Source organism: Paenibacillus polysaccharolyticus, from assembly GCF_900102085.1.
GTDB lineage: Bacteria > Bacillota > Bacilli > Paenibacillales > Paenibacillaceae > Paenibacillus > Paenibacillus polysaccharolyticus.
This window is the reverse complement of sequence record NZ_FMVM01000011.1, coordinates 129,432-153,415: the sequence shown is the minus strand read 5'-3', so window position 1 is coordinate 153,415 and position 23,984 is coordinate 129,432. Positions and strand designations below refer to the sequence as shown.

The window sequence follows — 23,984 nt, the reverse complement described above, 5'->3', positions numbered from 1 at the left end:
CTTCACTTCATTCATGCAGTTTGATCTATTGGTTATATGTATTGCTGATTAGTGCTTGAAATAACTCTTGAAACAACTCGTGTTCAATCCTGTTTTAAAATGTGGTTTATTGTGGTTTTCAGTTGTTTCATTTGATAATATCGCCACATCTATCCTCTGTCAACACATCTCTAGATATCTATCAACCATATCTACCGAATGAAATTGACAAGTGATTTTCTTCAACTTAAACTGTTAAAAACAACAACAATCCACACAAAGGCCAAACTTCTATAAAAGAAAGTAACGGAGGCGGAATTTGAATGTCGTTAACATATGAGGAGCGAAAACAGACGATCCTTGCCCAGCTTGCCACACAAGGCAAAGTTCAGGTACAAACGTTGGCTCAGCTATTTCAGGTATCCACGGAAACCATAAGGCGGGATCTGGATCGGCTGGAGAAGGAAGGTGAATTACGTAAAGTGTACGGGGGCGCTGTACGTGTCCGCTCAGGTATGATCGAAGCGCCCTTCCAGAAGCGCTCACAGTTGCAAGTTCAAGAAAAGCAGGCTATTGCTGTCGCTGCAGCTGCCTTGATTGAAGACGGCGAAACCATCATGCTGGACAACGGCACAACCACACTCGAAATCATGCGCCAATTGCAACATCGCTCCCTTATCACGGTGATTACGAATTCCGCACCCATCCTGACTATTGCCCTGGAATCTTTTACAGGTAAAATCATTTTTGCCGGAGGCGAAATCAACACTGCTGTTCAAGCCGCCACTGGGCCTGGGGCACATGAGATACTTGACCAGTTCAAAGTGAACAAAGCGTTCATTTCGGCTGGAGGTGTTTCCTTCACCGATGGAATTACCGATTATGTACTGGAGGAAGCCCTGATCTCGCGTAAAATGATGGAACGCGCCGAAGAAGCCATCCTGGTGGCGGATCATACCAAGTTTGGACGCTCCACGTTTGCCAGAATTGCACCTGCCGATCACATATCCATGGTGATTACAGATTCAAACTGCCCTACTGAATGGATCGAAAACTTTGGGCGACTGGAGATTGAAACTGTCATTTCAGATTGACATCGATATACACATTCTATATTTTGGATATAATGATCATTCTATTTTTACTGAAAAATGGGTGAAAGGAGTGGCCCAAGCGATTATGAGTAGCAAAAAGGAAAAGCTTCTTAACGTGTCTGAGGACCTGTTCTATTTGCATGGCTTTCATGCCATTGGCCTAAAACGGATTATTACCGATGCTGACGTGGCTATCATGACGTTATATAATCACTTTGCATCCAAGGAAGACCTGATTGTCGAGGTACTTCTGCGCCGCGAACAGCGCTATCTCGAGCAACTCCGTTTATATGCAGACAACAAGGCAAAGTCCGTCTTTCTCAATCTGGCTGAGGGTCATGCCAAGTGGCTGATGGAACATGAAGCCAGGGGATGTCTTTTTTTACGAGCGAAGGAAGAATTCGGGGCTGATCCGAACCATGTTATCGTACAAACCGTTAACGGGCACAAAAAACACCTCATAACCCTGATAAAAAAAAGTGATCCCGAAGCAAACGATCGAAGCATCATGCAATTTATGCTGTTGTTAGAGGGCTCGACGGCGCTGGCCGAAACGGAAAATGTAAAAGAGGTCTGCCGGGAACTGATTCACATGACTCAAAATAGTTTCAATTCATAACACAAAGGGTGAGTTCATATTTCAACTCACTTTTTTATTTTCATAAGAAGTATAATGATCGTTCTATCTAAAATAAGGCGGTGAAATTCAATGAAAAAGATAGTCCTTCCTGGCGTTGCCCTGATCGCAGTATGTTATGCTTTTGGGCGTTTCAGTTACGGACTGTTTATGCCAGAAATCTCCGAGGCTTTACAATTATCCGAATCGGCATCCGGGGCCAGTAACTCGGCAACCTATATTGCTTATTGTCTTGCCCTTCTGACTGCGCCGCTTATCATTAATCACAAAGGGCACCATTACGTCATTCAACTTGCTGGAATCAGCGCTATTCTTGGTTTGATCGGCATCGGACTTGCGCATGATACCTGGCTACTTGCGGTCAGCGTATTTCTTGCCGGACTCAGCACAGGATGGGCCTCTCCAGCCCTCGGGAATGCAGTGAGTGCAGAACTCGCACCAGATCTGCACGCCAGAGGGAACAGCTGGATCAATACAGGCACCAGCTTTGGCATTATCGTCTCCGGTCCACTCTACTTGCTATTCACCGATTTATGGCGTATAAGTTATATCCTGTTTGCCCTCATAGGCATAACCGTGTTGCTATGGAACCGACATGCGATTCCTGCAACCAAAACACTCCCTTGTACGAAGTCCATCTGGTCTTGCATGAGACCCACCAGACCGGGATCGGCTTTACTCATGGCTTGTATGTTAACAGGCGCAAGCTCTGCGATTTATTGGACTTTTGCCCGAAACTTTCTTACGGACGAGAAAGGGGCCTCCGATTCGGAAGCCGTCTTATTCTGGATTGTTATGGGCGTGACAGGTATACTCGGCGGAAGTGCGGGTCGGATTATAGAACGGATTGAGTTAAGCTGGTCTTATCGTATAGGTATCCTGTTGTTATCCATTTCGCTTGGCGTTATTGTTCTGCCTTCGATGACGGCAAGTCTGGTTTCAGCTGTCCTGTTCGGTAGCACGTACATTTTTCTCACAAGTATATTCATCGTGTGGGCAACGAGACTGTTCCAGCCGAATGTCTCCATCGGCATTAGTCTTGCATTTCTTGCACTTGGCGTGGGTCAATTCCTAGGATCATTTATGGCGGGATACAGCATTGAGGTATTTTCAAGCACGGTCGCTTTTCTGGCTTTTGCTATTCTCGGTTTGCTGGGATTATTCCTTCGTGTTAAACCCGCTTAAGATGGCTCTGAACAATCGAAAGCCAAGCTACGTTCTATTCAATCGTAAACGTAAATAAAGCATCGTCATGAGTGGATTTAACGATATGCCCGTATAACCTCGTTGTCCCAGACTTGAATTTCAATATATCGTTCGGGCCCATGTTCGCCCGTTCGATTCCACTCCTGCGGCAAACCATAAGTCTGAATCAATTCACCGATTTCGTCTTTGGTATAAACCTGCTTGCGATAGGATTTATCGTCTTCATAACGCATCGTTGGGAAGAGATCACCGTACGTAAAGCTCACAACTTCTGCCGGCAATGCTTCCCATGGAATGATGATATGGTTCGGCTCCTTGTACCATGTTTCCAGCCAGGGGCATACACCTAGCGTGAGATAATGGGGATAGTCTTGTGCCGGCTTTCCTCCCTTAGCTGTGAATTTCTCATATGCCATATGCTCGAGGCGTCTCCTTATTGTTATGTAGTCGGAAGACCGCTGAGCGGCAAAAACTCGGCCTTCCTGCCGAATCTGTTGTGAAACTGCTTCGGCCTCTCTCTGAGACAGGCTTGAGAGATTACGGAACGGGCCTACATTTTTCTCGAAATAATGGTATCCATTAAGTTTTTTTATGCAGCTCATCTCCTTACAAAACATTGGATGGATTGATTCTACTCAAACATCATATCTTATGTTGAAATTTTTAGTTACTTCATCTTTATTAATTAGGAATTTTTAGTCAAAAATGATAAACTAGAACTATCGTATACCTAATACGGTTTCATCACTTTGTTAGTCCAATCATTTGATTTGTACAAAAGAAGGAGGTCATCCTATGTTTGATGTAAACGTAAAGCAAGTAGATGATCAACTGATCATACGCTGGCAGTTTACCAAGATTGAAATCCCCATTTCACAAATCACATCTGTAACTTTAGATAACACCTATGGAGGAAGTGAGCCTTCAGCTGTCCGAATCGGTTATGCTCGTTCAACCGAGCGGATTCTGATCCGAACCACTCATCAATCCTACATTTTATTTACGAGCAGCGAGAACATGTATCCTGCAATTCAAGCCATGGTTTCTCCCTCAGTAACCTCATCTATCGAGTAGCAAATGGCTAAGAGCCACCGATCAGATTAAAAATCTAGTCGGTGGCTCTTTTCAGTTTGATCTCGTTTTACGTATCCGTTCGTACCTCGTCCCACGTTTGATCCAGATAACTGATTAACCAGTTAAGTGCGCGATGCCGTTCATAAGCTACACCGGGATTTAAACCCGCAGGTGGTAACTCCTCTTTAATTCTGCTGTTTACACAGACCCAATTGTACCGATAAATCAAGTCGGCCTCGTCCAAAATTTCATCTTTACTACGCAGAGTGGCATCCGACAGGAACTCTGCGTAGCTGTCCTTTTGCTGTAGATAACCAACGTCCTTACTTACGTTGCAAAGCTCAGTAGGTGCACTCAATTCTTCCACGTACCCTAGTGCCCATAGCATGACATGGTATGCCTCATATCCCCAAGAGAAGCGAATAACCTCTTGCTGCTGTGCTCCATGCTGATCCAGAAAAGACTTTTCATCCGGAGAAAAGAAGGCGGATGCATCATACTTGTCGATGACTTCCTGCACAAGCGCTGCCGTGTCATCGTCACTTTCACCCGCTCCAAGGCACTCACCTTTTAGGGCGGCTATACAAAGAGCTACAGCACGCTGCGCAACCTCTTCCTTCGTTCGAATCGTTGTATCCTGCTCACCTGCCCTTGCTGGCAGATTGGCATTATACGGAACACCTTGCGCCGCTAATCGCTGCTCTGAACGCGCCTTGCGCTCCACAGCATCCGCTGAGGGTGGACGAGTGTCATCCAGATAACTCGTGTGCGCGGTTACCGTGTAATCCTCTACTTCGGATTCTCCGTTTACATCCAGAAGCAGCTGACCCTGAGCATTCAGTAGGGAGCCACCTCCGCAGAAAATGATGGCATCCAGCGCTTCAGCCAGTTGTAATAACTCGTTAAAGAACTCTTCCGAGATATCTTCCTCTGTCTCGATGCCGATCACCATGTTCAGGGTGGAGCATTTAATCAGTACCTTTTCCTGAAGCGCAGCATTACGCCCTTCGATCTGACTCATAAACCCAAGCATACCTTGAATCATCGTGCCGAACTCCTCGGGATGCGTCTGGCTGGTCATGATGTTGAATCCCTTTGTTTTTTTGCTAAACCATTTCTTCTGAATCACCTGTATGTGCGTATGGTCTTCTCTTCGCTGGATGGCAGCATCAGGATAGATGGATTGGATCATTTCATACAACTGATCCAGGTCAAACTGGGAGCTGTATATCGCACAGTTTCTCATGGGGTGTTCGCCCTCCTTCTTGTGTCTGAATTCTAGTTAAGTTAGATTAAAGATTTTACACAGGCCACTCCAAAGACAGAACAACCTTCCAATCGCTGTTATCCGCAGGTTGATCTTCGATTAATCCTTGTAGGGGTCGAACTCATTGCCACCCGCCATCGCTACGCCTACCGGGCGCAGTACATGATTGATTTTGAGCGTATTGGCATGCGCATTCAGCACGTCTTGCAATTTTTTGTAGACAAACGGGCTCTCATCCGTGCCAGCTCCACGGAGCTCCACACCATATGCTCGAATGGCGGCTTGCATCTGTTCTTCACTAATCTCGCCGCCCATACGTGTGCGAAGTTTGTAATTCATTTTGCCTGCCGCCTGCGTACGACTCATGATCCGTCCTGCCCCGTGAACCGTACTGCGGAAAGACTCCGTATTCTCCTCACTATGAATTCCTTCTACAATGACCGAAATATCCCCCATACTCCCGCCGACAAAGCCAAGCTGGCCCGGTGCCAGCGGTGTCGCTCCTTTACGAACAACGACGACTTCCTCGCCCATATGCTGCTCTTTCCACGCAAAGTTATGATGATTATGTACGGCATATTCAGCACTCGCTCCAAGGATATCCAGCACCTGTTCAATCACGTAATCCCTTCCGGCATAGGCATAACGACCCGCCAGTGTCATACCCGCCCAATACATATCACCCATTTCACTGTTCAAGTCAAACAGGGTCGGCGGCTGATCCATCGATTCACCCGGTGCTTTGCCACTGAACTCTCGTCCAGCCGCCAGATTAAGGAATCCACTCGCTACCTTATGTCCGAAGCCACGGCTGCCAAAATGATTGGCAATCCATACCTTGCCCGTTTTCTCTTCCACAAAAATATCGACAAAATGATTGCCGCTTCCCACGGTTCCGAGTTGATTGCGCGCCAGTGTCTTCAGCTTCTGTTGCAATCCGCTCTCGATGGTATCAAAAAGCTTCCAGTTCGGATCGTCGAACAACTCATGTTCCACCGGGGTTGGGTTGTTCCGCCCTACGCCGAATGAGATCGTTGCATTAATATCATCCATAATGACCGCAATCCGGTCACGAATATCGTCCCACATCAGGTTCGTGCGCACTGCTTTGTTGCCGCAGGCAATATCGTACCCCACTCCTGACGGACTGATCATGTTGCGGTAAGCAACCACTCCGCCGATCGGCTGCGAATATCCCTTGTGATGATCGGCCATTAAAGCCACGCCCAGCACATCTCCATATTTCGAACAAGTCACCGCCTGACTGACGGCATTCTCCAGCGGTTCCCCCCAGACTTTGATGTTATCCACGATACGCATATTCGGTAACCTCCTATGTATTCTTTTTCCTAAAGTTTAACAAAAATCTATCCTTCTCGATATGCTACTAAAGTATAGGTGTAGGATACGCTATATTGCTGTAAAGAGCTCCCCCCTTCCGTTGGATAACAGAAAAAGAGAGCGTCCGCCAAGGCTCACTCCCTTTTAACTGTGTTATAGAAAACATACTGCCGTTTATAAATGTTTTCGGTATCCCTGAACCTTCTCGTCTCTAAAGCCCAGTTTCTCGTAAAATCGATGGGCTTCCTTGCGCTGATCTCCAGACACCAGAATGATGTACGCACATCCCAGATCTTTGGCAATATGTTCGATCTTAAGCATGAGCTTCTGTCCAACACCCTGCCTGCGAACCCGTTCGGAGACAATGACATTTTCCACGACCATAAATGGCTCGCAAGAACCCATCAGATCCATGCATTCAACTCCCATAACCGATCCCACAAGTTTATCCTGATCATAGGCTCCAAGCACATAGTATTGACCCTGTTTCTTCATTTGCTGAAACGTCTTTTGCATTTGCTGCGCATTCATATGCTGTTCATTGGGAGGTGTACCCATCAATTCATGGTACAGCTGGTTTAACGCAGGCAAATCCTGCGGTTCAATCTGTTTAATTGTAATCATCGTGATGCCTCTGCTCCTTCTGATCTGATGAGATCCTTCTTGAAATAGTATTGTTGGTGTCCCGTAGGTGCATTCTCGATCATCGTCATCAGCTCATACCCGTGTTTTAGGTAAAATTCAGGAGCCTGATACGAGAAGGTGTTCAGCATAATGAAATCACACTCCTTCTCCCGGGCCAAACGCTCTACCTCCTGTAGCAGTTTCGTTCCATACCCTTTGTGCCTCTCTTTGGCATCAACCCACAAGATATCTAGCTCGACCCAGTTCCAGCATAAGGTGCTCAGTACCCCTGCTACAATCTGCCCTGCCTCGTTTCGAATATGAAAATGAAGTTCCTCGTATCTGTTCCTTAAAGCCTCGCTCACATGTGCCGCATTGTAAGCGACCAGTTGCTGGCGGACATAGGCTGAATCTTCTTCGGTACTTGGCGTAATGTTGGTATTTGGCATATTTGCTCTCCCTCTCGGTTCTACATCAATTAAAATTCGCAATCTACTATCTATGTATTTCATATTATCGCTTAACGTTATCTCACTCATCTTATACTAAATTACACAAAATGGAAACAACGCACCTCCCTCATAGGAAAGTGCGTTTGTTATCGTTCCATTCAATTCTGACTAAGCTACTAGCTACTGGGCTTCGGTCAGATAAACATCTACATACCCCCAACCCGTCATCCCCAACGGATCTGTAGCCATTATCCCAATTCGTATAGGCGTATTACTTGTTCCTAATGCTTTCACGTATAAGTTTTGTCCAACCATTCGAACAGTTGCTAATTGATTATCAGAAAATGTCGCTTCTAACTTAAGGGTCGAACTGTCATCATCCTCATCTCTAAACATGTAGGACAAGTCTATCTCGATTTCATCTCCACCTACATAAGCTGTATTTCCTGCTGGTGCCTCGATCAATTTAGGAGGAGAACCATCAAAACCATATATCAGTTCTTCTTTCAGTAGCAGGGCATGATGCATTATGGAATCTGGTTCTTTTCTGAGGTTGATTTGATTGGAATCTAACCTTACATATTCCAAATTCATTAAATCTACCAGTCCCCCTGGAATGTGAACAAGCTGATTGTTTTGCATAAACAATGTTTGCAAGGAAGTCAGCCCTGTCACGTCCAGCACACTAAGCTCATTATCTCTCAGATTTAGGTAATGCAACTTCTCAAGCCCTGTGACGTTAATTTCACTCAGACGGTTGTTCGACAGATCAAGCCACTCTAATTGTTCAAATTCAGAGGCATCCGCTTTGCTTATGTTATTTCCAGATAAATCAATTTCTACGACATTTAATCCATTAAATATATCGACACCGGTAAGATCGGAAATGCCAGCATCTCTTGCATACAATCCTCCTTGAGTCTGGACAAGTGCCGTAGCTAATTCTGCTTTGGTCAGCGGATCATCTAGCCCCTTCTGTAGCCAAAATGCCATAGCTCCAGCCAATTGCTCGTCAGGGAATTGGCGGCTAATCGTATTCACTTGCACGGTAACCTGGAGTTGTGCCGTTACACTGGCACCTTGTTCATCAGTAGCTTGAATGGTCAGCATCGTCTGACCAACAGCTCGTGGTGCAAGGCGAATTACCGAGTCCGTCACAGTAGAAGATACCATGTTCTCATCTCCCGACAAGATAGCGAACTTCAATGGTCCACCCTCTGGATCGCTGAAATAAGAAGAGGCCTGCAAGTCCTTAGAAGCGTGATCCAACGTCAATTCCTGAGCAGGCAAACCTCCAGGGGCAACGATTGGAGCATGATTGCTGGTTCCTGGATTAGATGGATTTGTTGGATTAGATGGATTGGAAGGGGTTGAAGGTACAGACGGATTAACCGATCCTCCACTTCCTCCATCTGTTGTTCCGCCGGACGTTGTTCCAGTATTATTGTTGTTGTTGTTCCCTGTACCTGTACCATTCGCAGTGCCTACTGTTCCTGTAATTGTACCTTGTGTCTCCGTCACCTTGCCTGGATTATCTTTTGGAGCCTGCGAATTAGAACCATCTTGCTCTGAACCTGATTCCCTCAATACTCGAATCGTGTCTGTTGTTCGCACTGCAATGACAGCCATCTCTTGTCTGGACGTGGAACGTTTGGGTGCAAAATATCCATTCTCCCCCTTGAGAAGACCTAATCCAACGGCCTGTTGCACACCGGGCAAAGCCCAGGCGCTAATATCCTTGCTATCCTTAAATGATAACGATTGTTGACCATCAGATAGCCCATCATACCCTTTCACCTTCAGTGCCCGAATCATCGTAACAGCGAGCTGTTCTCTCGTCACTACACCATTCGGCCGGAATGTACCATCGGGATATCCATTCATAATGCCAGTTAAGTTAAGAGCATAGATATAAGATTCGCCTGAACTTGTACGCTCTAAGTCTTTAAATAACTGTTTCGGTCGTTGGTCTGAAGACGAGACCTTGATCTCCAGAAGCTGAGCCAACATATGTGCAAGTTCCCCTCTTGTCATAGGTGCATCTGGGTTGAAACGACCTGTTCCGTCTGGAATAATCCATTGTTGCTGGGTAGCTTTTTCAATGGCTTGCTGGGCCCACGGGGCAGCAAGCTGCAAGTCCTGGATACTTGTTCCATCCTCCGCGGCACCTACTGCTCCCGGAGCACCAAAGAGAGTGAACGACAACACAGCGGCTATATATGGCACAACTTTATTCCGACGCTGTTTAGAGTAACCTTTGTAATTGGAATGATGATTAGACATTTCTTAACACAACCTCCTACGGAATCTTATCGCTATTGACACCGGAAATTCACAGCGTTATTTCGTTAGATTCATTGTAGGAGAGACGACATCATCCAAACAGTCTACAAAAAAGTAGACATTGTTTCATAACTTATAATAAGCCCCGCTGTTCAGCAATTTGTACCGCATGCGTACGACTGCTTGCTCCGAGTTTGGCGAACACACGGCGAATGTGAGTATTTACGGTTCCAGGTGATATCCCAAATTCGGCAGCAATCTGCTTGCTGGTTAACCCTTCTGCAATATGACCAAATATCTTCTGCTCCATGGGACTCAGTCCCACTTTCTTCTGTTCATGCTTTGCTTCATCTGGTGCTGAACGGCCCCGTACCTTTTGGTTTTGGACAAAAGCAGAGAGTAATTGCTTCACATAAGCTAATTTCACTCCATCATCCGAGATGGCCTTCTTACGGCGAAGCACCAAATACTGTTGAAGTAGCCATTTTACCGGCTCGCCTTCGGAAACAAATGAACGGATATATCCTTCAGGTTCTCCCAAAACAAGAGCACGCGATAAGGCTACAATACCAGCACCTGAGTCCCCCTGCTTCTGTAGTATTACGGACTCTAACAGGGCACATTCAATCTGTTCCGTCAACAGATCGCGTTTTTCAGCATGTTCTCGAACTCGTTGCAGTTCCTCTTGTGCGTAATCATAATGTTCAAGAGCCACGGCAGCACGTAATCGAACCATCCATCGAAATAGTTGGTCACAGCTCATTTCAACGAGCATTTGTTGTTCGTCTACCGGATTAGCGAGAATGTGGGTAGCCGTGTCCACAGGGCTCTGCTCAAGCCCTATTCGATTGCGATGTGCTTCTAATACAGATTTCCAGTACTCTCTATCCTTCTCAGACAGCAGACTCTCAGCCTGCTGCAACAGCTTTATACCTTCCTCAGCTCTACCTGAATGTAATTCAAGCCTAGCTTTCAGTACATATGCAGGAACAAGTATCGCCGCCACTTTGATCTGCAAGGCCACTTCAAGAGCTCGTTCCGCATACTTCACGGCTTCGGATAACTGGTCCTGTTCCATCAAAACCTCACCATATCCTGCTCCGTAGTAGGACGTTACATAGGCAGGTTCATCATACCATCGCTTTGTAATGGCTCCAAAACAAGCTTCAGCTCTCCTCAAGTAACCATGAACGCCGTGAAAACTTCGCATACGCATGCTCTCTCTTCGATCATAGTCCATATACTGAAACGCGATATCATCAGGGTAACCCTGATCAATATAAGACACCAGATAAGAAGAAAGTCCTTCTAAATCACGGTTAAGATACGCCATATAGGCTCTCATGACACAGATCACTTGCAACAAATATTCAATAATTTCTGGCGCAACCTGCCCTTGGAGATGCACGCGGATGACATGCTCGAGCTCATCCAGTTGCTTCACCATCTCCCCATAAGGCATTTCACGTGCAACAAGAAACAAATAAGACATATATAACTTAGGACGAGCTTTCACTATTTCTAGCGGCAAAACATCAAAATATTTACGAAGTGTCCACCACTCTCCCATGATAAAATGGGCGAACAATTCTTCTAGCAATCTTGCGGCATCTTCCAAATGTAGCCCAAGAATATAATGATCCAGCGCTTCAGATGGATATCCGTTCTGTTCATACCAAAGTGCGGCAAAACCATGTAATTCGTTGGCCAACTCGGCGTGATTCCGTCTCAACTCACGCCTCAGGAATGCCGAGAATAAATGATGATAACGGTACCATTCTCCTTCCCGATCCAGAGGAATAAGAAAAAGATGTTCTTTCTCCAGCTGCCTTAACAACTGTGGAGCTTCATGCAAACCACTTAACACCTGACCTAAACGACTGTTCATCCTTCTTGTTATTGCAGTTCGAAGCAAAAAGCGCTGCATTTCTGGTGACTGACGCTGGAATACCTCTTCTAACAAATAATCCGAGATGTTTCTGTTTCCTGCTTCTTGATCCTTTGTACGAGGTGGGAATGAAGTCATGTTTACCATTGAACTTTTCACCGTGCCTGCACCTAATGTGTGAGATAAAGCAAGTAGCTTTAACCCGGCTGCCCAACCCTCTGTGTGCTGTACCCACCCAAGTGCATTCTCGCTGGCATGCTCCATACGCATAACGTTTTGGCAAAAATCAATACCTTCCTCCGGTGTAAACGCAAGATCCTGAAGTGTAAGCTGCTTCAACTCGCCCCTTAGGCGCAGCTTCTCCAGCTTAAACGGAGGATCCGTCCGGCTCGATATGACCAGATGAATAGACGAAGGAAGGTTTTCAATAAAGTCCTGCATCTGTGAATGAACTTCCGGCCGCGTTATCGCATGGTAATCATCCAAAATAAGCATGGTGTGCTGACCACTCTGTGCAACACGATTCAGCAGCAAAATTAATGTCTCTCTCGGCTCGACTGGATAGCGCTGCAAAAACTGAGGCAGAATTTCTGCGCACAACCCCTGCCTCACACGATCCAACGCATGAATAATGTAAAGCCAAAACTGAAGTGGATCTTGATCCTTTTCATCCAGACAGACACAAGCCGCTTGCCCTGCGGCACTTCTCAGCCAACTCCCCAATAGTGTTGATTTTCCCGAACCGGCCGGAGCAGTCAATAACGTCATCTTGGATTGCATAACTTCATCGTATTGCGAACTGAGCCTTGCACGATCCATGGTATCCGCTGGTAAAGGGGGTAATTCCAGTTTGTTCGTCAAAATCATAAATTGAAGCCAGTCGCCATGGAAACCAGCTGTTTGTTCTTGCTGCATGTAATCCTCCTGAACCCGCACTGAGGTGCACATTATAGAAATCGTTGTATGTACATTTAGATATTCTAAGTATACAGGGAACAACGTCGATGCCGCACACCATTTTATACAAAAATCAAAGGCAAATAACCCTGCACAGACAGTACAGGGCAAAAGAGACGTTTATTTATCTTGGATCACAACAACTCTAATAGCGCGAGTGCTACATCACGTGGGGTTTTCAATTGCCCTGTCTCATAAGCATCTCGAAATGCGCCAGACAGTGCAAATTCCTCTGTACTTTTTCCTCTCGCCACAGCCTGCAATTCCGTATCCACCATGCCTGGATCAAAGGCGACGATCTCCACCGGATTAGACTGTGAGACTTGCTCCATCGCAACACACTGTGTAAACATGTTGATTCCTGCCTTTGATGTACAATAGGCAGCCATCGAAGGAGCAGCATAACTGCCCGAAGCGGAACTCACATTAATAATTTTCCTTGGAGCCGTTATATGGTTGGTATGATGAATAAAAGATGACGTAAGAATCATCGGTGCGGCCAAGCTAATATTCAGATGAACGCTAATCTCGTCCGCAAGACACTGATCTATGGGTTTCAACGGTTCAAGCATGACCGCATTGTTGATAAGTCCGATACATTCCACGGAAAGAAGCGGAATCTGCTCCAATATGCCCGAGATTACATCGTCGATGCCCTGAATGTCTGTAAGGTCGAACTGGACATGAGTGTACCTTTCGTAGATATTGCCCAAGTCGGATGCTCCGCGTGCTATGCCGTAGACGGAGTCTCCTTTTTCCAAACAAAGTTCTGCAAGCTGTCTACCAATGCCTTTGGATGTACCTGTAATAATAAAGGTTCTGTTACCCAATATGCTCCTCTCCTTTCAATTCTCATATCTGCTCTAATGCCGCAGGATTGATATGTATTTCATCTCTAAACTTGTTCATCCTGTACTTCTGGTTTTCTCCACATGGTCACCCACAAAATAGGCAAACCAAAGTACGGATCTTCCTGACCCATCGCCTTCATTGGGCGCAGTTCCACACACTCAAAGGGGTCTTCCAGTAAATACTGAAGCTTCTCCTCCGTAAAAGCAAGCCCGCCCCGCATCGACTTCTCGCGGTAAACTTCCCAATCGTCCATCACATGCTCCGGGCCGCCTTGATCGCCGAATCCTGGTGCAAAACAGGTCATGCCGAACAGCCCTCCCGGCTTCAGCGCACGATGAATCATCTCAATGTAAGGAATACGCTGATGCGGTAGCAGATGGTGCAGACAGCCCGAATCATAGACCAGATCATATTCCTGCTCCGGCGTCAGATCGAACACCGAACGACATTCAAAATGTACATCCAGCTGTTCTTCCGCTGCCCGTTCCTTGGCCCAAGCAATCGCAGTCTCTGACAGATCATAGGCATCAACCTGATAACCGTGTCCCGCTAAATACAATGCATTCCGGCCGGGGCCACATCCCAGCTCCAGTGCTCTGCCACCTTTTAACCGTCCAGCTTCTACATCAGCAACCAGATTCTCGTCTGGCTTGTTTGGAAAAAACGGAATGGGTCTGTCCCGATTCTCATAGAACGGCTCCCAAAATTGCTTGGCCGATCTGAAATCCGCATCGAGCATATCATAGAGATCCTGCACACGTTTTATCGTTTTCTCCAAGGTCCAAATCCCTCCTGTTTTAACGCTTAAAATGGGTACTTCTCCACTATTGTTACCCTGCTGTTCCACTAGCATTTTTGCATGAAATCCTACTCCATTCACTACACTTTATTATAACATTTTTAACCATTCATTCTCTATTTCCCATGTAAAAATTCAGTAGAATATACGTTGTTTTTCCCATACAAAAAGCGAACAACATCGCAAGTTGTCCGCTTGAAATTACAGTTATAAGATTACCGGTTTAAAACTATAAATACGTTTCGTTTTAGACCTTGCGCTCCATCACGGCAAAGTAATTTTTCTCATTATCTGCAAAATTAAAGACACGCCCTGTCGGCATCTCTACAATCTCTCCAACCGTTACATGTTTAGCAGACAAATCCGCATATAACCGATCAAGGTCATCGGTGAAAAACATCAACGAAGGTGTGCACAGATTTACCCCGGCTGACATACGTGCCACGACCTCTTTATCATGCAAAATGATGCTGGTCTGTGAATCTTTCGCAGGAGCGATCTCAATCCACCGCATACCTTCATCAAGAATAACCTCATCCACGATATGGAACCCGGCTACTTCCGTCCAAAAAGCCAGAGATTCATCCTGGTTATTGACGTACAGCATAACTTGGCCTAATTTGCTAAACATGTGCCAACCACTCCTCTAATCAAGTTATCTCGGTATTCCTTCAATCTTAGATTGCCTCAGATTCCAATTGAGTATAACATGCATGTCCTATTTTAAGATAAACATTTTAGAGCAGCTGAATTGACGTTTCATGCCACCTATACGGCGAGGAAAGTTTGCTGTAATTTCTTAGCTATATTCCCAGTCGATCTCGAAGTGAAGTGATCTGGGCAACATGATGTTTGCCATGCCATGCATACAATCCTAGACAATGATCCAGTCTCATCGTTTCTTTGGATGCAGGATGATAGAACTTTTTAGCATAGTCTTCGTCCGTTAGCGCGTATAGCAATGCCGACCAGCGGCGATGTAGTGCATCCAGAAGATGCAGTGAAACCTCCACACCCAGATCCTTGGAATCGCTCAGTTCGGCCCAGCGTTCCTCAAAATACGGGCGAATCGTAGGCGTATCTTCTGTCAAAGCGAGCTTGAAGCGAATCACACTGTTCATATGACTATCTGCCATGTGGTGAATAACCTGTTTCAGCATCCAGCCTCCGTCCCGGTATGGCAGACTTAGCTGCTCTTCATTCAATCCTTCTACCGCTTCTCTCGCACGCTTAGGCAGGTCTGCAATATCTTGAATCCATTGTTGCCTATGAGCCAGCGTTATCTCACCTTCATGTGTGAACTGACCAATTGGATATCTATAGTCCATCTTATTTCCCCCATGATCCCTGTGGATTTGTTTACTGCATATGAACACGACACCACTTACCGGGCTATTTTATAGAGTGTACTCCATCAGCCAGCAATCTCTCATCTGTCCTTCATGCAGTTCATGCTGTGGCAATTGTTTAACCCTTTTAAAACCACATTTCTCGTAACAAGATAACGCACGTTCGTTCCACGCTTGCGGGTCCATAACCACTCTCCGGGCATGTTTCTCCTGAATCAAATACGCTGTCATAGACTTCACCAGTTGTGAGCCGATACCCTTGTTCCAGCAATCCGTTTCCCCGATAAACTGATCCGTCCCATAGATGATCTCACCATTGTCAGCATAACCATATTCCGCACGTTCCTCCGTCTCCAGCTCATAGAACTGAATGTATCCGATTGGCCTCCCGTCATACTCTACAATACAACGGGCCGCCTCATCATCCTGATTGTAAAAATGTGCTCTCACAAGCTCCAGATCATGCGGCTGATCCCGGCCTTCGTAATACTGTAGAACCTCCGGGTCAGACAGCCATTTGACTAGCAACTGCTCATCCTCCGTCTGTAGCAGGCGAACTGTCAATTTCCCCACTTGATATACGATATTCATTTCATCCCCTCCCCGAATCCTTACGCTTTTACAGCCTTCCATACATATTTATGCTCTCGAACGGCTATTTTCCCATCAATCGTATGTTCCTTTAACTTGGTTTGCAATTGTTCACGAAACTCAGAGCTTGTGTAATCCGGGTTACCCGGAACGTCTGCAAGGAAGAGAGCAAACTCGTGTTCGTCAGGAAAAATCATACGCGCCTCATGATGTTCTTCGATCTCAATCTGCTTATAACGGTTTCGTTCCAATCGTTCACGCACCTTGGTTACATCCGTATGTATTCCAAACAGCAGGCCTCCCTGAGGGAGAAGTCTTCCGTATTCAATAATGGATGTGGGAACCCTGTTATATGAGTAGCATGTGCCCCCATTTTAAGAGTAAAGTCACCGTGTCCACAGCCTGCATCAAGCACCGATGTATACCCAGGCAGTAACTGGATCAGCCGCTCTTCGAACATTTCTTCTGCGGACTTTCCATCCCAAATGTACTGTGCCCGAGCTCTGTATCCACCATTACGTCGTGCAATCATATCGTACCACTCCATACTCATAGACATCCTCCTATCTGGAATCTTGATCCTAAAGTAACATTCGGGCGAAACCATACAGATTCCTCTGTTCTTATAAAATTGAAACGCATCTATTTCATCGTCCGTATTATGCTCGAAATCATAATTCCCCCATAATAATCCATGAATCTGGAGGTTGCTCACATGTCATTTTTCAAAAAAATGCTGGCCAGTGTTGGTGTAGGTGCAGCAAAAGTAAATACGGAGTTACATACAACAGAAGTTATGCCCGGAGGAACTCTTTCGGGAATAGTGTACATTGAGGGCGGAGGTGTGGAGCAGCAGGTTGATCGGATTTATCTATTAATCAAAACGCACTACATTCGGGAAAGTAATGATCGCAAAGTGAAGGAAACGGCTGTTGTAGCCAAATATCTGCTCACCGAGGGGTTCACCCTGCAGCCTGGTACAAAACTGGAAAAGAGCTTTCAATTCGATCTACCGGAAAATTTACCGATTACACTACACCGTGCGGAAGTATGGGTGGAAACGGGACTGGACATCTCTAGCGCAGTAGACCCATCAGATCGGGACCTTATTCATGTTGTGCCTTCCAGGGAGATGGAGATCGTTCTGGATGCCATGGATATGCTGGGATTCAAACTTCGTGAAGTAACCAATGATTATGCTCCAAGGCTCGGTGGCAATCTGCCGTTTGTACAAGAGTTTGAGTTTGTGCCGACAACGAAGTTCCGCGGATATCTGGATGAACTTGAAGTTCTCTTCTATCCAATGGGGAATTCCCTGGAACTGTTGATCCAGATCGACCGTCGTGCACGTGGACTTAGCGGAATGCTCTCCGAAGCCATGGGCACGGATGAGACCTATGTGCGCCTGCAACTGCACGAGAGACATCTGGAGCGTGGCGCACGTTCCGTCGCACAAGGCTTGGAAGAGATTATTTCAGAGCATCTATAGACTACGAACATGCAAAACATCAAGAGAGCAGCCCCTGGCTATGTATCCATCTGATGCCAAGGGCTACTCTCTTTATCTCTTGTTTTTTCCCACAACATAAGAACGAACAACATAGTACGCTATAGCCAAAAGGAATATACCACCAACACTTAGGGTTATCATCAAACCGCTTCCACTTGCCACATGTCCAAAATCAACTTGCGATGCCGCACCAGACGTTTGTAATGGTGTACCTTGCGGGACATGCTGTAATGTTAAAAACATACCTTGGGCTACTTTCCAAACCACTAACAAAAGTATGAAAATAAAGCTAACGATAATGGTTTCAATCCCCACACGTTTGTTCAGACGCATTCATTTCTCCCCCTTATTCTTATAGAACGAGAAACTGCTCCAGTTGCTGCTTTAATTCATCTTTATGCTCGTCTACATACTGGTACAGCAAATCGAAAACTTCTTCATTATCCGCTTGAAAGCTTAAATGTTGACCTTCCTGCTCTACCTGCTGTAATAACTCATGGATCTGTGTCCCATGTGTCTGCAAACTTGTTGAGATGTCGTGTTCGGACAGACGTTCCACGTTCTCTCTGAGTTTTTCTGGCGTAATTCCTTGTTCCTTCAAGAGTTGTTCCACCTTTTGCAAAATCATCGCATCTGTCTCATTGCCACTTCGGATTAACGCTTCGATGACCTCTCTCAGATGCTTTCCGCTGGCATTCTCCAAATAACCGGTCAATCCATTCATGGATAGTTCGGTATCCAGATCAATAATCAGCATAATATCTCGTATTACTACAGGCAGTTCTGAAACTTGTTCCCGAATCGTGGCAAATTCAGCCCGGTACATATCCATCGCAATGCTGCCCACCATTTCTTCGCCTGACATCTCTTCGATATTCACAAGCGGCATTAACTCCGCCAGTTCTTCCTGTAACTTGTTCATCTCACTTATCCTCCTGTATCTCTCTATATAGCGTAGTCATGATCTGCGCCGCCACGTCTCTCCATCATACCAGAATATGCTGTATAGAAAAGAAATCGCGCCAAGTTAACATGCATTTGACTCATGGAAAATAATTCGCTGTTATGATCTTGGCATCACAAGTTTAGGGAGGGGTAAGGATGCGTCTAGCCTTGTTCACAGATACTTATCTTCCAGAAACCAATGGTGTCGCAGGAACACTCCATCGTCTAAGCAACCATCTGAATCGCAGAAATATAGAACATCTGCTGTTTACATCCCAATCCATCATGGAAGGAAACGTTGAAGCTCCCGTAAGCTCCGTAATCAATATCCCCTTTTTTCTGTATCCCGAATGCAGAATCGCTTTTCCCAGCAGAGTAACTGCCTATAAACAGCTACAGGAATTTCAGCCTGATCTGCTTCATGTCGCTACACCGTTTAACATGGGGCTGCTTGGCCTGAGATATGCACTCAAGTTCAACCTTCCACACGTCATCTCTTATCACACCCACTTTGATCGTTATCTCAATTATTACAAGCTTGGAAGTGTCATCCCACTCTACTGGAAGTACATCAAGTGGTTTCATCGCACCTGTGATACTACATTCGTTCCGTCCCAAGACACGATGTACACCTTACAGTCTCAGGGGATTCAGCGGCTCAAGCTCTGGTCTCGCGGCATTGATTGTAACCTCTATTCTCCATGCAAACGAACCCCCAGCATTCGCGAACGGTATCAGATCACCGCACCTCTCATCCTGCTCTACGTGGGACGCATCTCCCCGGAAAAAGATATAGCCACCCTGACAGCCACGATGCAGCAATTGCCCGCAGAAATACAAGCCCATGTTCACTGGATCATTGTCGGTGATGGGCCTGCCCTTCCCAAGATGCAACAGCAAGCGCCTGCCAATGTTACGTTCACCGGATATTTGCATGATGATGAGCTTGCATCGATGTATGCATCAGCAGATCTGTTTGTCTTTCCTTCTTGTACAGAGACCTTCGGCAATGTTGTGCTGGAAGCCATGGCCTCGGGTCTTCCCGTACTGGCTGCTAACGCCGGCGGAGTCAAAGACCTCGTCGTACATCAACACAGCGGCATACTTGTTGAGCCGGGTAACGTAGACGCATTTATAAGAGAGATTAGCTTACGGGTCCATTCTTCGGAACTGCTGAAAAAGATGGGACTTGAGGGCCGGAAACTTGCAGAGCAGCGTTCCTGGGAGCAGATTTTTGACACCCTGATTGAAGATTACGAAGAGGCCACCCAGCAACGTCATCGACAGAAGATAGGTCGAATCTACACGGCATAAATTTTGCTAAAGTAAAGTTTTCAATTCCCGAAGCTGCTGGATTGTATGTAGCGGTGTTGTCTCCACTTCCTCCGGCCAAGGCTGGTTTACCTTCATCCAGATTGTATTCATGCCTGCTTTGGCCGCCCCCCGAAACTACTTTTTCTTTTTATGATAATGATAGCCTGTGCACAGACCTTTTTTAATCGATTTTGCGGAGCACTTGTGTCCACCGTTTTTGTCCAATCGACCAGGATGTGCATACGCCGAGGAGGATACACCGATAAGCATAACCAGCGATAAAATAAGTATAAAACCTTTTTTCATATTAAAATTCACCTTTCTTTTGACGCCCTATGCTTTAGGGCTTTCTCACTTCACTTTATTTCATTTTACATAAAAATCCACAATATGGATATCCCTTATTCCAACTAAAGTCCCTTTATATAAGCTTATATTGCCTCAACGCATGAGTTATTCCATCCTCACTCGCTTTCAGAGTGACGTAGTCCGCACTTTGCTTAACACGCTCTCCACCGTTTCCCATAGCGACACCTACGCCCACATAAGTTAGTAGATCTATATCGTTCTCTCCATCCCCAAAAGCCATCGTATCCTCTCTGCGTATATTTAGGTGAGTTAGAACTTTCTGAGCCGCTACAGATTTACTGACTTCACCCGCTTCTAGCACATTGCAAACGTACGGATGGAATCGTACAAATCGTAAATAAGGAAACTGTTCTTTATATCGGTTTGTCTCCTCCTCATTTGCGTATAAACACATACAGTATATTTCCTCATCGAGCGTCATGATCTGTTCCGCATATTCCATCATTCCAAGTGTCTCTCGAAGAGCAACTATCACATGATGATCCGTCCGACCAGTTCCGTTCATGCCAAAAGACTCCGTAAAGTAGGAAAGTGCATGTCCCTGAGAATCAGCAAAATGACTGAATTCCCTAACCATGGTTGAAGAAAGAATGGATTTATGAATGATTTCACCACGGCAAGTAACCAAAGCTCCATTAGCTGAAATAACCGTATCTATGCCAAGATGCTTAAACTCTTCACATAGATGGTGTGGTCTGCCCGTCACAAGGATGATATGAATTCCTTTTTGGATTAACCTGCAAATGGACTCTTCGGTACACTTGGAGAGACTGCGATCTTGTTCACTAAGCAACGTACCGTCCACATCCAAAAATACAGCTTTTATTACTTTTTTCATTAACCCTCATCCTCTTCTCCTCTACTGCTGGTCGTCTGTCGGCGCAAAATGCTTCAGGTCTGATTTCGTTTTACCGCTCTTCTGCGCCTCTTCCGAAATGCGATGGCTAAACTGAATCACATCATTATGTGCAAAATATATATACTCCACATCCGGTTCATCCTTAAACTTCACTACAGCAAGGAAGGGCGGCAGTTTTACGCTCCAGACGCCTTCTACGGATTCAATCTCATCAGGAGAATAATGTTTCTGCTCCGTTAAATATGTTGTGACACGATGTGCATAGATCATTTTGTTGACTTTTACATAGATAAACGGCGTGAGAATCAATACAATGAGCGTAATGCCAATCGTCCATGATACGATCTTTTTCGTTTTACTCATTTTACTTAACGCCCCTTGTCGTTTCTACCGGATCTGTACCTCGTTGGAACGCCTCATGTACCACATCTGGAATGTGCCAGCTACATCATCTGGTATATCGTGAACATATTGATGCATGACAGGTTTGGCGCGATTTACGGTATAGATGGAAGCCAGCCCCAACTTGCGCTGCAAGGGATGACGTGTAATCTTGATTTCAATGACCTTTTCCCGTTTGGACAGAAACAGTGTCGAAGTCAGCGCACCTGAGCGAAACTGAATGAACTGATCGTTCAGTGCATACCGCGTATGATAAAAATTGATCACCCTACACGTTGTAATCCACACGAGCAACAGTAGCGAAATCATCCACCATGTCTGTTCCATGCCAAACAAAACCGGTTTGAAGTATGCTAGCACACCCGTGACGATGATCCACAACCAGTTTGGTTTAAGTAACCGCAACCATAACGCTTTCCGAGGCAGCTTCTGCATTTCCTCCGTCACATGGTAGGAAGGCAGCATTTCTTCAATGATGCGATAGGCCTCCCTCACAGGTAAAAAGGGATATAATGTGTTAATCTCCTGGCTAGCTTCACCCAAACTGCCTGCGGTTGTAAGTTCTACCTCGGCAAGACCCAGCATTCTTTTCATCAGGGACTGTGTAATCTTGACGGCCTGTACACGATCTTTCTGGATCGAGAACGACGTCTTCTCCAGCATGCCCTTTGTAATATAAATTCGCTTGTCATCGGACGTGATCTGAAAATCTCCATATTTCACAAAGGTACGCACAATTCCAAGCCCGACAGATACAAGTATCAAAAGCAGAATGACCAGGCTCGTCACCCACCATGATTCAAGCCAGGTTAATACAAGGCTTTCGGTTACGGTTTCGTCTGGAAAGAAATCCTTCACGGTTGAGTACAAGGAACCCAAGATCGGGATCAACACCAGAAAACTAAGTGAAGTAAACGAAGCTTTGAACACATCTTTGCGCGTAGAACGGTAGTGAACGACGTGTTCGAATGTGCCTTTAATTCCTGTGTCATTGTTATTGGCATTGGCGCTTGAGTCACTGCCTGCTTGTTCTTCAGTTTCGATATACTGCTCTGCAAGTAGACTTTTCTCATCCTTTGCATCCTGCTCATCATCCATAGTTCCCTCAACCGTAGCTTGGACTTCGGATAAATGACGGGCTACCTGCTTTTCTAACCGTTCTGCTTCAGAAACCGAAACGACCTGTAGCTGAAACGTCGCATCATCACCCTTGATCCCCGTTTCGAAGCGTATAGAGGTTACTCCGAATAAACGATGAACAAAGCTCGTATGTCGGCTCACATTTTGTACTTTCGTATACGGGATCGTTCTGCGGGTTCGACTGAATGCTCCCGTGTAGATATGGAAAGCTTTCTCATCGGCTGAATAACGTGTTGTGAACCATTTCCAGATGATCGAGATTAGTGCTATGGAAATACCAATATAAAAAATCATCCGTGCATAGAAAACCCATGTAGAATCTGATCCTGCACGGAATACAAATAAAAACAGAATAAAGGCAAATGTGCTTTTAAGCAGATTGCCCAAACTCCACAACAAGCTGAGTGCATGATGCCGTTTCTTCTCCGTCATTCATCCACCTCGTTAATCCGGGCATAATCCGCAATCTGGTTACGTAGCGCAAATGCCACATCTTCCGGCAAGGCCGGTATATGATGAGATGAACCCATCGTTCCGATGGACACCGAGTACAGTCCGTATTTTCTCATCAATGGCCCCTGATTCGTTGATACGGATTGCACCTTGGCCATCGGAATGACTTGGTGCACCTTGTTCAATGCCCCATGCTTCAATTGCACAAACTCTGCGTTAACGCCATAAAACCAATATCGATACAACCACACGGGCTGCAAAAATATATCCCACACAGCATAACCTGCGGATATAACCGTGACTCCCCATAAAATCCAGCCGATCCACGGCCTCCAATCATACACGGAGTCCAGTATAAGCAACGCTACCAGTACCACAAAGCCAATGACGTTGTAGAGGATCGCGCTAACTCTCCACAAACTTATGGCATGAGGGGAAAGCTTCTGTTGCGGCGTGCTCCATTCCTCTGTTCCAGTTGTTTCTGACATGTTGTTGTCCTCTCCTCTCTCTTGTCTCTTTTTGTCTTTATACTTTACGATGATGCGTATATATCGATGCAGTAAGATAAAAGAAATAAAAAAGATGACTCCTGTTCAAGT

At 45.7% G+C, this 23,984-nt stretch carries 27 protein-coding genes; 6 read left to right on the top strand and 21 right to left on the bottom strand.

Features of this window, described 5'->3' with window-relative positions:
• Positions 1 to 302 precede the first annotated feature (302 nt).
• The 3 genes from BLQ13_RS16740 to BLQ13_RS16730 all read left to right on the top strand — a co-directional run bounded on the left by BLQ13_RS16740 (position 303) and on the right by BLQ13_RS16730 (position 2,895).
• Positions 303 to 1,073, top strand: a complete 771-nt coding sequence (locus tag BLQ13_RS16740) for a DeoR/GlpR family DNA-binding transcription regulator (RefSeq protein ID WP_090922108.1) — start codon at positions 303 to 305, stop codon at positions 1,071 to 1,073.
• Positions 1,074 to 1,143: 70 nt separating this feature from the next.
• A complete protein-coding gene (locus tag BLQ13_RS16735) occupies positions 1,144 to 1,692 on the top strand; it encodes a TetR/AcrR family transcriptional regulator (RefSeq protein ID WP_244159346.1) in 549 nt (182 codons plus the stop codon).
• A gap of 90 nt (positions 1,693 to 1,782) precedes the next feature.
• A complete protein-coding gene (locus tag BLQ13_RS16730) occupies positions 1,783 to 2,895 on the top strand; it encodes an MFS transporter (RefSeq protein ID WP_090922106.1) in 1,113 nt (370 codons plus the stop codon).
• Positions 2,896 to 2,972: 77 nt separating this feature from the next.
• Here BLQ13_RS16730 and BLQ13_RS16725 read toward each other — a convergent pair whose 3' ends face one another.
• Positions 2,973 to 3,332 (bottom strand): hypothetical protein, encoded by a 360-nt coding sequence (locus BLQ13_RS16725; RefSeq protein ID WP_244159345.1) that lies wholly within the window; start codon positions 3,330 to 3,332, stop codon positions 2,973 to 2,975.
• A gap of 379 nt (positions 3,333 to 3,711) precedes the next feature.
• Here BLQ13_RS16725 and BLQ13_RS16720 point away from each other — a divergent pair, with 379 nt between their 5' ends.
• Positions 3,712 to 3,990 carry a SunI/YnzG family protein gene (locus BLQ13_RS16720; RefSeq protein ID WP_090922105.1) on the top strand — a complete coding sequence of 93 codons (279 nt, stop codon included), beginning with the start codon at positions 3,712 to 3,714 and terminating at the stop codon, positions 3,988 to 3,990.
• 67 nt (positions 3,991 to 4,057) lie between these two features.
• Here BLQ13_RS16720 and BLQ13_RS16715 read toward each other — a convergent pair whose 3' ends face one another.
• The 13 genes from BLQ13_RS16715 to BLQ13_RS28910 form a co-directional block, all read right to left on the bottom strand.
• On the bottom strand, positions 4,058 to 5,236 hold the full coding sequence (locus BLQ13_RS16715) for a DUF4272 domain-containing protein (RefSeq protein ID WP_090922104.1): 1,179 nt from the start codon (positions 5,234 to 5,236) through the stop codon (positions 4,058 to 4,060).
• A gap of 120 nt (positions 5,237 to 5,356) precedes the next feature.
• Complete coding sequence (locus BLQ13_RS16710) at positions 5,357 to 6,577, bottom strand: RtcB family protein (protein ID WP_090922103.1); 1,221 nt, start codon at positions 6,575 to 6,577, stop codon at positions 5,357 to 5,359.
• 195 nt (positions 6,578 to 6,772) lie between these two features.
• Positions 6,773 to 7,222, bottom strand: a complete 450-nt coding sequence (locus BLQ13_RS16705) for a GNAT family N-acetyltransferase (RefSeq protein ID WP_090922101.1) — start codon at positions 7,220 to 7,222, stop codon at positions 6,773 to 6,775.
• Complete coding sequence (locus tag BLQ13_RS16700; protein ID WP_090922099.1) at positions 7,219 to 7,671, bottom strand: GNAT family N-acetyltransferase; 453 nt, start codon at positions 7,669 to 7,671, stop codon at positions 7,219 to 7,221. Before BLQ13_RS16700 ends, BLQ13_RS16705 begins: the two co-directional genes overlap by 4 nt.
• Before the next feature lie 183 nt (positions 7,672 to 7,854).
• Positions 7,855 to 9,957: an S-layer homology domain-containing protein gene (locus BLQ13_RS16695; protein ID WP_090922097.1), complete on the bottom strand. Its 2,103-nt coding sequence runs from the start codon at positions 9,955 to 9,957 to the stop codon at positions 7,855 to 7,857.
• Between the two features lie 133 nt (positions 9,958 to 10,090).
• Entirely contained in the window at positions 10,091 to 12,760 is a 2,670-nt protein-coding gene (locus tag BLQ13_RS16690; RefSeq protein WP_167375767.1) for a winged helix-turn-helix domain-containing protein, read from the bottom strand.
• Positions 12,761 to 12,936: 176 nt separating this feature from the next.
• Positions 12,937 to 13,632: an SDR family NAD(P)-dependent oxidoreductase gene (locus BLQ13_RS16685; protein ID WP_090922093.1), complete on the bottom strand. Its 696-nt coding sequence runs from the start codon at positions 13,630 to 13,632 to the stop codon at positions 12,937 to 12,939.
• Between the two features lie 65 nt (positions 13,633 to 13,697).
• Positions 13,698 to 14,432 (bottom strand): class I SAM-dependent methyltransferase, encoded by a 735-nt coding sequence (locus tag BLQ13_RS16680; protein ID WP_090922091.1) that lies wholly within the window; start codon positions 14,430 to 14,432, stop codon positions 13,698 to 13,700.
• Between the two features lie 268 nt (positions 14,433 to 14,700).
• On the bottom strand, positions 14,701 to 15,084 hold the full coding sequence (locus tag BLQ13_RS16675) for a VOC family protein (protein ID WP_090922089.1): 384 nt from the start codon (positions 15,082 to 15,084) through the stop codon (positions 14,701 to 14,703).
• Between the two features lie 172 nt (positions 15,085 to 15,256).
• Complete coding sequence (locus tag BLQ13_RS16670; protein WP_090922087.1) at positions 15,257 to 15,781, bottom strand: YfiT family bacillithiol transferase; 525 nt, start codon at positions 15,779 to 15,781, stop codon at positions 15,257 to 15,259.
• A 69-nt stretch (positions 15,782 to 15,850) separates the two neighbouring features.
• The gene (locus BLQ13_RS16665) at positions 15,851 to 16,393 is read right to left on the bottom strand and encodes a GNAT family N-acetyltransferase (RefSeq protein ID WP_090922085.1); all 543 of its coding nucleotides are present in this window, start codon (positions 16,391 to 16,393) and stop codon (positions 15,851 to 15,853) included.
• Positions 16,394 to 16,413: 20 nt separating this feature from the next.
• Positions 16,414 to 16,656 carry a hypothetical protein gene (locus BLQ13_RS28915; protein ID WP_244159344.1) on the bottom strand — a complete coding sequence of 81 codons (243 nt, stop codon included), beginning with the start codon at positions 16,654 to 16,656 and terminating at the stop codon, positions 16,414 to 16,416.
• Positions 16,657 to 16,661: 5 nt separating this feature from the next.
• Entirely contained in the window at positions 16,662 to 16,946 is a 285-nt protein-coding gene (locus BLQ13_RS28910; RefSeq protein ID WP_244159343.1) for a class I SAM-dependent methyltransferase, read from the bottom strand.
• Positions 16,947 to 17,108: 162 nt separating this feature from the next.
• On the opposite strand from BLQ13_RS28910, the gene BLQ13_RS16655 reads away from it, so the two are divergent.
• Positions 17,109 to 17,882, top strand: a complete 774-nt coding sequence (locus tag BLQ13_RS16655) for a sporulation protein (RefSeq protein WP_090922083.1) — start codon at positions 17,109 to 17,111, stop codon at positions 17,880 to 17,882.
• A gap of 72 nt (positions 17,883 to 17,954) precedes the next feature.
• On the opposite strand, the gene BLQ13_RS16650 is transcribed toward BLQ13_RS16655, so the two are convergent.
• Together BLQ13_RS16650 and BLQ13_RS16645 are read right to left on the bottom strand one after the other, a co-directional pair.
• Positions 17,955 to 18,236, bottom strand: a complete 282-nt coding sequence (locus BLQ13_RS16650; protein WP_090922081.1) for a hypothetical protein — start codon at positions 18,234 to 18,236, stop codon at positions 17,955 to 17,957.
• A gap of 19 nt (positions 18,237 to 18,255) precedes the next feature.
• A complete protein-coding gene (locus tag BLQ13_RS16645) occupies positions 18,256 to 18,825 on the bottom strand; it encodes a DMP19 family protein (RefSeq protein ID WP_090922079.1) in 570 nt (189 codons plus the stop codon).
• A gap of 179 nt (positions 18,826 to 19,004) precedes the next feature.
• On the opposite strand from BLQ13_RS16645, the gene BLQ13_RS16640 reads away from it, so the two are divergent.
• On the top strand, positions 19,005 to 20,162 hold the full coding sequence (locus BLQ13_RS16640) for a glycosyltransferase family 4 protein (protein ID WP_090922077.1): 1,158 nt from the start codon (positions 19,005 to 19,007) through the stop codon (positions 20,160 to 20,162).
• A 135-nt stretch (positions 20,163 to 20,297) separates the two neighbouring features.
• Here BLQ13_RS16640 and BLQ13_RS28325 read toward each other — a convergent pair whose 3' ends face one another.
• From BLQ13_RS28325 to BLQ13_RS16620, 5 genes are all read right to left on the bottom strand, one after another.
• Positions 20,298 to 20,432: a YHYH domain-containing protein gene (locus tag BLQ13_RS28325; RefSeq protein ID WP_244159351.1), complete on the bottom strand. Its 135-nt coding sequence runs from the start codon at positions 20,430 to 20,432 to the stop codon at positions 20,298 to 20,300.
• A 151-nt stretch (positions 20,433 to 20,583) separates the two neighbouring features.
• Complete coding sequence (locus BLQ13_RS16635) at positions 20,584 to 21,369, bottom strand: Cof-type HAD-IIB family hydrolase (protein ID WP_090922075.1); 786 nt, start codon at positions 21,367 to 21,369, stop codon at positions 20,584 to 20,586.
• A gap of 21 nt (positions 21,370 to 21,390) precedes the next feature.
• The gene (locus BLQ13_RS16630) at positions 21,391 to 21,753 is read right to left on the bottom strand and encodes a DUF3139 domain-containing protein (protein ID WP_090922073.1); all 363 of its coding nucleotides are present in this window, start codon (positions 21,751 to 21,753) and stop codon (positions 21,391 to 21,393) included.
• A gap of 24 nt (positions 21,754 to 21,777) precedes the next feature.
• The gene (locus BLQ13_RS16625; RefSeq protein WP_090922071.1) at positions 21,778 to 23,364 is read right to left on the bottom strand and encodes a PH domain-containing protein; all 1,587 of its coding nucleotides are present in this window, start codon (positions 23,362 to 23,364) and stop codon (positions 21,778 to 21,780) included.
• Positions 23,361 to 23,873, bottom strand: a complete 513-nt coding sequence (locus BLQ13_RS16620) for a PH domain-containing protein (RefSeq protein WP_090922069.1) — start codon at positions 23,871 to 23,873, stop codon at positions 23,361 to 23,363. The genes BLQ13_RS16625 and BLQ13_RS16620 overlap by 4 nt, the downstream gene beginning before the upstream one ends.
• Between the last annotated feature and the right edge of the window lie 111 nt (positions 23,874 to 23,984).

Coding starts and splice junctions, on each gene's coding strand:
- BLQ13_RS16690 (WP_167375767.1), bottom strand. CDS start 12,760: ATGCAGCAAGAACAAACAGCTGGTTTCCATGGCGACTGGCTTCAATTT.
- BLQ13_RS16720 (WP_090922105.1), top strand. CDS start 3,712: ATGTTTGATGTAAACGTAAAGCAAGTAGATGATCAACTGATCATACGC.
- BLQ13_RS16700 (WP_090922099.1), bottom strand. CDS start 7,671: ATGCCAAATACCAACATTACGCCAAGTACCGAAGAAGATTCAGCCTAT.
- BLQ13_RS16640 (WP_090922077.1), top strand. CDS start 19,005: ATGCGTCTAGCCTTGTTCACAGATACTTATCTTCCAGAAACCAATGGT.
- BLQ13_RS16635 (WP_090922075.1), bottom strand. CDS start 21,369: ATGAAAAAAGTAATAAAAGCTGTATTTTTGGATGTGGACGGTACGTTG.
- BLQ13_RS16665 (WP_090922085.1), bottom strand. CDS start 16,393: ATGAATATCGTATATCAAGTGGGGAAATTGACAGTTCGCCTGCTACAG.
- BLQ13_RS16650 (WP_090922081.1), bottom strand. CDS start 18,236: ATGCGTCTGAACAAACGTGTGGGGATTGAAACCATTATCGTTAGCTTT.
- BLQ13_RS16620 (WP_090922069.1), bottom strand. CDS start 23,873: ATGTCAGAAACAACTGGAACAGAGGAATGGAGCACGCCGCAACAGAAG.
- BLQ13_RS16645 (WP_090922079.1), bottom strand. CDS start 18,825: ATGAACAAGTTACAGGAAGAACTGGCGGAGTTAATGCCGCTTGTGAAT.
- BLQ13_RS16715 (WP_090922104.1), bottom strand. CDS start 5,236: ATGAGAAACTGTGCGATATACAGCTCCCAGTTTGACCTGGATCAGTTG.
- BLQ13_RS16625 (WP_090922071.1), bottom strand. CDS start 23,364: ATGACGGAGAAGAAACGGCATCATGCACTCAGCTTGTTGTGGAGTTTG.
- BLQ13_RS16695 (WP_090922097.1), bottom strand. CDS start 9,957: ATGTCTAATCATCATTCCAATTACAAAGGTTACTCTAAACAGCGTCGG.
- BLQ13_RS16725 (WP_244159345.1), bottom strand. CDS start 3,332: ATGGCATATGAGAAATTCACAGCTAAGGGAGGAAAGCCGGCACAAGAC.
- BLQ13_RS16730 (WP_090922106.1), top strand. CDS start 1,783: ATGAAAAAGATAGTCCTTCCTGGCGTTGCCCTGATCGCAGTATGTTAT.
- BLQ13_RS28910 (WP_244159343.1), bottom strand. CDS start 16,946: ATGAGTATGGAGTGGTACGATATGATTGCACGACGTAATGGTGGATAC.
- BLQ13_RS16710 (WP_090922103.1), bottom strand. CDS start 6,577: ATGCGTATCGTGGATAACATCAAAGTCTGGGGGGAACCGCTGGAGAAT.
- BLQ13_RS16675 (WP_090922089.1), bottom strand. CDS start 15,084: ATGTTTAGCAAATTAGGCCAAGTTATGCTGTACGTCAATAACCAGGAT.
- BLQ13_RS16630 (WP_090922073.1), bottom strand. CDS start 21,753: ATGAGTAAAACGAAAAAGATCGTATCATGGACGATTGGCATTACGCTC.
- BLQ13_RS16740 (WP_090922108.1), top strand. CDS start 303: ATGTCGTTAACATATGAGGAGCGAAAACAGACGATCCTTGCCCAGCTT.
- BLQ13_RS16655 (WP_090922083.1), top strand. CDS start 17,109: ATGTCATTTTTCAAAAAAATGCTGGCCAGTGTTGGTGTAGGTGCAGCA.
- BLQ13_RS16705 (WP_090922101.1), bottom strand. CDS start 7,222: ATGATTACAATTAAACAGATTGAACCGCAGGATTTGCCTGCGTTAAAC.
- BLQ13_RS28325 (WP_244159351.1), bottom strand. CDS start 20,432: ATGCTTATCGGTGTATCCTCCTCGGCGTATGCACATCCTGGTCGATTG.
- BLQ13_RS16670 (WP_090922087.1), bottom strand. CDS start 15,781: ATGGACTATAGATATCCAATTGGTCAGTTCACACATGAAGGTGAGATA.